Source organism: Vreelandella olivaria (assembly GCF_023507745.1).
Taxonomy (GTDB): domain Bacteria; phylum Pseudomonadota; class Gammaproteobacteria; order Pseudomonadales; family Halomonadaceae; genus Vreelandella; species Vreelandella olivaria_A.
The window spans coordinates 1-567 of sequence record NZ_JALPZO010000090.1 but is presented as its reverse complement, the minus strand read 5'-3'; the positions used below and the strand labels follow the sequence as shown (position 1 = coordinate 567).

Below are 567 nucleotides of genomic sequence, written 5' to 3'. Positions count from 1 at the left end.
TGGGTGACCTGTTGGCCAATCGGTTTTCGTTAAGCCCGGTGCAACGCTGGTGCCAGCATAGCCACTGGGGGCGGCGCAGCAAACAGTGGGATTTTAAATCGCACGAGCAGGAGCTGGGTAAATTAAGTGGCAGTGACGCTATTGTGGAACGGCAAGGGGTCGCCACAGCCCATGCGGGGCCAGGGCCTGGCCCCGCCGCCAGCGACCTGGCCTTCCGGCTGACCCTGCCCGGCGGCCAGCCCCCCGACGAGCCGACCCTGGCGTTCGGGCTATGGGGGGTGCCCATGAGCGGCATGCACCAGGAACTGACCCGCGATGTGCTGGCCCATATACGCAATGAAGCGGATGGGACGGCGATCACCTATCACTTGGCGCCCGAACAACTTGGCCAGTTCTATTTTATCCGGCTGGTCGTGCGTGTGCGCCTAAACGGAAGCGCCGCCACCCAGGTCTACGAGTTACACCGCCGTGGCCGCCCACTTCCCGGTGAGTGGCGCACCCTGGCCCCCCTTGAGGAGGGGCTCTTCAACCACATCACACCAGGCACCTGGCCCAGCATGCCGCTGA

1 protein-coding gene is annotated in these 567 nt (G+C 64.6%); it reads left to right on the top strand.

What is annotated here, in order from left to right; genetic code table 11:
• Positions 1-11: 11 nt before the first annotated feature.
• The coding region (locus HP566_RS07480) for a hypothetical protein (RefSeq protein ID WP_249976639.1) at positions 12-567 on the top strand (556 nt) is incomplete at its 3' end.